Source organism: Crocosphaera sp. (genome assembly GCF_030064895.1).
In the GTDB taxonomy this organism is placed as follows: domain Bacteria; phylum Cyanobacteriota; class Cyanobacteriia; order Cyanobacteriales; family Microcystaceae; genus Crocosphaera.
The window spans coordinates 1-6210 of sequence record NZ_JASJEB010000173.1; the positions used below are offsets into that span (position 1 = coordinate 1).

9 protein-coding genes and 1 pseudogene are annotated in these 6210 nt (G+C 37.6%); 5 read left to right on the plus strand and 5 right to left on the minus strand.

Annotation, left to right across the window (positions count from 1 at the left end):
- The first annotated feature begins 149 nt into the window (after positions 1-149).
- The 5 genes from QNJ66_RS25675 (at position 150) to QNJ66_RS25695 (ending at position 4735) form a co-directional block, all read left to right on the plus strand.
- On the plus strand, positions 150-1907 hold the full coding sequence (locus tag QNJ66_RS25675; RefSeq protein WP_300511507.1) for a hypothetical protein: 1758 nt from the start codon (positions 150-152) through the stop codon (positions 1905-1907).
- A 50-nt stretch (positions 1908-1957) separates the two neighbouring features.
- Positions 1958-2932 carry an IS4 family transposase gene (locus tag QNJ66_RS25680; RefSeq protein ID WP_300511508.1) on the plus strand — a complete coding sequence of 325 codons (975 nt, stop codon included), beginning with the start codon at positions 1958-1960 and terminating at the stop codon, positions 2930-2932.
- Between the two features lie 139 nt (positions 2933-3071).
- Positions 3072-3473 carry a hypothetical protein gene (locus tag QNJ66_RS25685; RefSeq protein ID WP_300511509.1) on the plus strand — a complete coding sequence of 134 codons (402 nt, stop codon included), beginning with the start codon at positions 3072-3074 and terminating at the stop codon, positions 3471-3473.
- Between the two features lie 63 nt (positions 3474-3536).
- The gene (locus QNJ66_RS25690) at positions 3537-3896 is read left to right on the plus strand and encodes a hypothetical protein (RefSeq protein WP_300511510.1); all 360 of its coding nucleotides are present in this window, start codon (positions 3537-3539) and stop codon (positions 3894-3896) included.
- Positions 3897-3961: 65 nt separating this feature from the next.
- Positions 3962-4735 carry a hypothetical protein gene (locus QNJ66_RS25695; RefSeq protein WP_300511511.1) on the plus strand — a complete coding sequence of 258 codons (774 nt, stop codon included), beginning with the start codon at positions 3962-3964 and terminating at the stop codon, positions 4733-4735.
- 26 nt (positions 4736-4761) lie between these two features.
- Here QNJ66_RS25695 and QNJ66_RS25700 read toward each other — a convergent pair whose 3' ends face one another.
- The 5 genes and pseudogenes from QNJ66_RS25700 to QNJ66_RS25720 form a co-directional block, all read right to left on the minus strand.
- A complete protein-coding gene (locus QNJ66_RS25700; RefSeq protein WP_300511512.1) occupies positions 4762-4875 on the minus strand; it encodes a DUF4351 domain-containing protein in 114 nt (37 codons plus the stop codon).
- Entirely contained in the window at positions 4872-5354 is a 483-nt protein-coding gene (locus QNJ66_RS25705) for a DUF3368 domain-containing protein (protein WP_300511513.1), read from the minus strand. Before QNJ66_RS25705 ends, QNJ66_RS25700 begins: the two co-directional genes overlap by 4 nt.
- On the minus strand, positions 5351-5617 hold the full coding sequence (locus tag QNJ66_RS25710; protein ID WP_300511514.1) for a UPF0175 family protein: 267 nt from the start codon (positions 5615-5617) through the stop codon (positions 5351-5353). The genes QNJ66_RS25705 and QNJ66_RS25710 overlap by 4 nt, the downstream gene beginning before the upstream one ends.
- A 126-nt stretch (positions 5618-5743) precedes the next feature.
- On the minus strand, positions 5744-6088 hold the full coding sequence (locus tag QNJ66_RS25715; protein WP_300511515.1) for a DUF4351 domain-containing protein: 345 nt from the start codon (positions 6086-6088) through the stop codon (positions 5744-5746).
- Positions 6089-6093: 5 nt separating this feature from the next.
- Positions 6094-6210: pseudogene (locus QNJ66_RS25720) on the minus strand (IS630 family transposase); the annotation flags it as partial.

Consider the following 6210-nt stretch of genomic DNA (forward strand, 5'->3'; position numbering starts at 1 on the left):
CATTGGGAATCTGTTATATCTGACGGATAAGAACGTCTCTTCATAAAACTGTCATAAAAACTTATTCCATAGTTTTATAACCACAAATCTGTGCCGCCTAATTTCTTTATCTTTTCTTTACAAACAGTCTCTTAGACTTAAGGCCAGAATTGATCGAAAGACAGTATCAAGAACTATCAATTCAAAAACAATTTGCCGAAAAAGTTAACGCCAAAGTTGAAAAACTAACCCAAGACTTGATTGATAAAATTCTTGAGAAAGAAGATATTTCTAACGCTCCAGAAAGTTTAGAAAAAATTCAGCAACAATGTCTACGGTTAGAAATGGGTGAGTATAATGTTAACCGTCGCTTACGTCGTTTAAAATCTCAAGCTGCTGATTTAGGTTATTATCTCTTTCTTAATAATGAGACAATGACTTTCCCTAATAAGACAGAACAAGAAGTCTATGCAGGGGAACTTTACTCCCAATTTAAACGCATTTTACGATGGACCACAGACCATACCAGGACAGAAAGATGTGGTTTGTTTGGTTGGGGAAGAAAAAAAGTTAAATACACCAAACAACACAGTCAACAGGTGAAAGATTATCAAAAAGTTGATACCAGTGCGGATGTTGTGGTTAAAAAAGAAGGTGAGTTACGGGAAGCTGGTTTTGATGTTTATATTTTCCAACGAACCCCTAAAGGATTTTTTACCGACGAAGGCATAAGTTTGAGTTCCGTGATCGATCGCTGTGACTATAATGAAGCGTTCCGTCGTCATTGTGCAGTCTTCCTCCCGGTTTACGAGGAATCTTTAACAGGGATGCGAGTGTTGACCAAATACACCATTTTTAAACGTCCCCTCAAAGCGATGAACCCCACCATTTTACCCCGTTTAACGGTGGTGGAATCCTTGTCTTATCGCACCAGTTGGGAAAAAGCGTTGTTAGGAGAACTGGTCAATACCATTAATCTCGCCCCTGGAGAACAGCGTACCATTACTTTAACCAAGAAATTTACCCAAGAAACGACAATCAGTAAGTCCAGTACCTCTATTTTTGATATTACCCAATCTGATAGCTCAGATTTGGCCTCAGAAATGGAAGATACCACCCGTCGTGAGAAGGAAAATTCAAGTAAGATGGAGGTGAGTACCTCGGTTTCAGGGGGTTGGGGTCCCGTGAGTGCGCAGGCCAGTGCTAGTGCCGGAACCAGTAATTCTCTGAAAGATTTTAACCAAGCGATTAATAAAACGGCTAAAAAAGCGGCACAGTCTTTGAGTCAGCAGAATAAGCAGGAGGTGAGTACCTCTTCTACGGCCAAGACGACGGTGGAAACAGAAGATAAAACCGAGGCCACGGTGAAGAATATTAATGAGGGACGGGCGTTAAATTTGATGTTCTACCGCATCAATAATAAGTTCAAAGGTGGGCTATATCTGGATAATCTGGAGTTTGAGGTTATTCCTAGTCTGGAAAGCATTGATGGTAGTGGGGTTTATGAGGCGCGTCGCTATAGTTTGAGTGAGTTGAGTAAGGTGGTGAATGAGTTTCAAGCGAATCATTTGCCTTTTGATGTGGAGGATAAGCATAAGGTAACTTCACAGGCCATTGAAACCATTAATAACCTGTTACACAAGGAATATCAGGAACCTCTGAAAACAGGTCAACTTTCAACCCCTGCGACAGAAAATGGGGTAGACAAGGACGTGGTTGCGCGGGTGAATGCGATCGCCGAATGGTTACGCAGTGTCACTATCGACAGTCAGGAACCCCTAGAACCCCAAGATTTGATTATTACGTCTCCGGGTCTTTATTTGGATACCATTGTTAGTGCTAACCCCAGTACGGAACCTTATTCGGAAGCTTACTTTTCACGGGATCTTTGGTTCGCGGATGACATTCGAGAACCATGTCTAAACTAATCAATCTCGTTATACTGACAAGGATTTATTAGTTTTAGAGAGAAAAAAGCATGAAGCTGCGAGATTACGATTCAGACTGTCATACAAAGTGTAATTTCGGTGATAAAAGGTTAACAGACAGAGCATTATACATTCAAGACCATTTAAGAGTAAAATATGGTCAGCCTCTCTCAAAAGTTTTTAAGAATGCTAGTGATCTTAAAAGAACTTATGAGTTTTTAGCCAATTCAAAAACTTCATTTCAACTTGTGACCGAACCCTCTCATTATCAAACAGCAAATTTGGTTAAAAATTTACCGATAATTTTGTCGGTTGGAGATACTTCATTTCTCGATTATAAGAACATAAAAGTTAAACGAGAAGAGTATGGTCCTACTGGAAATGGAGGCAATGGATTAATTCTACATACGAGTTTAGCCGTCGATCCAGATTATGGTCAGCCATTAGGAATCTTATGGGAAAAAGTTTGGAAAAGAGAGAAGCTAGAGAAAGGCAAAAAGACAAAAAGAACAAGACCCTTTGAAGAAAAAGAATCTTATAAATGGGTAGAAGCTATCAAAAATATTCCTGACATTTTGCAAAAAACTTCCTCAATTAAGTTGCCAAAAATTATTCATATTTTTGACAGAGAAGGAGATATTGCCGAAGTATTTGAAGAAGTGCAAAACCTTGAGAAAGCTGGACTATTAGTCCGTGCAACTCATAATAGAGTAATAGGCGATGAGCCAAATTATCTTTGGGATTATATGAGGAAACAGGCAGTTCAGTTTTGTTTTGAATTGGAGATTTCTCCTCATGAGACAAGAAAGAAAAGGACTGGAGTTTTTGAGGTAAGATTTTGTCCAGTTAAGTTACGTTCACCACAGCGATTAAAGGAATCAGATGGCTTTAATGTTTATGCTGTTTATGCAACTGAAATTAATGTCCCTGAAGGAGAAGAAGCGATTTCTTGGATGTTACTAACGACTGAAAAAGTTGAGAGTATTTCAGAATTACCGTTTTATGGAGAGGATGGTTGGAATTAATGTCTTTATGTGAAGGATGGGAATTGAGAGAAACCTTTTAAAATAAAAGTTATGTTAAATAGAGACATAAGTGATTCTATAATTGGGACAACGGTTCGCGAATGTCATCCGCGATTTAATTTAAAAGCAAATAGTATTTATGGTTAAAAAACAAAGAAATAAACAAAAAACTCAAGAAATAGACTATCCAAACAATATTTCTAAATTAATCGCTATCTATCAGCAACAAATTAATGATATCATGGAATCTGGAGAGGTAGCTCCCCCTGGCTGTTGGATTGTTCGTTATCAAGCTAGAGGACGGAAAGCACGTTATTGGTACTATAAGTTACATTCAACTGAAAGGATTTTTTCCACCGGTGATCCAGACATAAATAGCAAATACAAACATTTAGGAAAAGCTGGTAGTCCTGCTTATTTGGATGCCGTAGCATCGGTTCTCCGTCGCGCCCAAATCGAAGGATTAGAAAGGGCTATCCAAACTTTGAAATCGGGACTCATTGATCTAGCTGATCAAATGGAAAGAAACCAGAAAAAGTAGTCATTTGGTTCTCGAATGTCGTTCGCGAACCAAAGATCCCGTGAAAAGTAAGATTCGGAAGAAATGCGCCGACAAGAGGTTCGCTATCGGGCCGCGGAAGTGTTTGCCAAACAAGCGGAAGGGTTGTATCAGCAAGCGTTGGCTTCTCGTTTGAGTGGTTCTGCGGGTAACTGTTTAACCCGTTTGTGGACGGATGCAACGAACCATGAGATTCGCTTGAGTTTGAAGCAACCGTTATTCCCTGGTAAGTGGCAAGTTTTGGTGGATGGTAAGAAGGAAGGGGCGTTAAGTCAGGAGATGAATGGACAAAGCATGGTGTCCTATACCTGGGATGATAACCCCGACTGGTTCCAGGATGAAGCGTTGATGCAGCATATTATGTTGCGGGAAGAGGAGTCCGGTGCGATCGTTCGTTTCTTGTAAACGGACTGAGTTAATAAGGTTGTGGTGGGCAATGCCCACCCTACATCTAACGGGAGGAAAAAGTTATGTCTAGAACTATAATTCCATATCTAGCTTGGATAGCTCACCAAATTTCAGAGATATGTCAGAAATTACCCTTACCTGTGAATTATTTAACCAAAATACCCGGAGGATGGGAAGGTTGGCTACAGGTACAGATGTACAGTAGTTTTGACCAGGGCAACAATCAGAATGGTCTTTACTCTAATATACAAAGAGAGGAGAATCTATATTATTCAAATTCGTTACGGGCTGATTTAACTTTGTGGCATAATCAATTCCCCCCTACTGTGATAGAAATTAAAGTTGAAACACGAAGCCAAATAGACCCATCAAAGCTTAAACAAGCTCTCATCAAAGACGCAGGCAAACTTCTTACTGTGAACATCAAGGAACCATATAACATAATGCAAGTTTTGGTGGGTTGTAAGAATGTAATAAAAGTAGCGAAGACACTTAAAGGTCCTACAGACGAACAAATGAAAACAGCTATTAAACAGCTTTTGCCGAATGGAACGCAAACAATACCTTTATTGATTTCAAACCGAATACCACGACTTAACAACTACTTTGAAAAATGCCTTCATCCTGTGTCTTTTTTTGATGACACAGGTAATTTCTCTTTGTTGATTTACGCAAAAAAAATTGGCGATGGAGATGTTGATTGTATAGTAAATAATAACGACAGACAAAATGACGAAGATGATACAATCGAGATGATTGATGGTGACGATGAGAAGCGTTCCCTTTCTTGGCGAAGCAGTCGAGCAGATAGTTGTTCCATAGGATATCATAAATAGTATAGGTTGTAAGTATTAATTAACACTTATTTCCTCAACCATTCAACTAAATAATCTTGAGTTTTAAAGTCTAACAAATCCTCACCCAAACTTTCTAATTGTTCAACAGATAATCCTTTGTAAAAGGTTTTTGTATTCACAAGTTTTCTTGATATTGAGAGAGGATAGATTGTAATAATTTAGGAGAAACAAAAAAACTGGTTTCTTGTAATTGGTTAACTTTAGTAGGTAAATCAATGAGATTATTTCTAGCTGCATCAAGAAGAATTCCTAATAAACCAATAATTTTTAATCCTCTTTGAGTAGCTATAGTTCTCGCTAATTTATCATCAAGTATCAGTAAATTAGCGTTCATTTCTTCTGCTAAAATAATCCCTTCTCGTTCTCCTTTATCTAATTGAGCAAGTTGTGAATCTGAAGCATTCATGATGTTTCTAATAACTAACCAATCAGGATGATTTTGTATCCACTTTTTAACTACTTTCGGGGTAGCTTCTGCTTGTAGTTCTTGATAAACAGCTTGAGGAATAATTACCTTTTCATATAAAATTGGTAACACTTCTATACAATCGATTAAGATCAAATAACAAAGAGGAGACGTATCAGAAATAATAATCATTGTTGTCTTAATTCCTGAAGTGTCCTTAAATCTTTTTCCAGTTCTTCATCATCATAATTAAGATAAATTCCTGCTTCTTTAAGAAATTGATGGATTTCTAAACGAGAGGGTAGCTTTAAAATTTTACCTAATTCTGCGGTACTAATCAATTGATTTTGATAAGCTTCTAAAGCTAAATTGGTTATCATTTTCTGAGATAAACTCCCCCATTTTTTCTCCATTCTAGTTTGGATCTCGTCAGGTAGTTCAATAATAATTTGCATGGGTTTTTCCTACTATTTACAGTTAAAAAACTTACGGTATAAAAATTCGTCTGGTTCCTAGATAATTCTCGACATAAAGTGTGATTTTAACATCCTATTTTAGTGAAAAAAAGGATTAATCAACCATTACTTTTTCAACCATTGAACTAAATCATCTTGAGTTTCAAAATCTAACAAATCCTCTCCTAAACTTTCTAATTGCTCAACAGATAATCCTTGAATTTGTTCAGTTAAAGAAACAGGAATTTCTCTAAAGCGACGTTTAAGTTGGCGTAAGACTATATTAACAGCTTCTTCCTGTCTTCCTTCTCCCCAAGCTTCCTGATAAAATCGAGTTTTCTTTAAATCACTTAATTCAAACATAGCTGTAATTTCCTCCCTAGTTTGTTGTGGAAATTTGTAAACAATAATTGTTTCAATCAGAGCAATTAATTGCTGTTGAATTTTCTCGTCAGTTATAGCAACCGCCAAGGCGGTTAGGACACTGTGCGAAGCACATCTTCTATGGCATCCCGAAGACACTTGAATTGACTAATTTTTTTACGAATTCGACTCTTTAACCATGACCAGCATCGCTCAATTTTATTAAGATC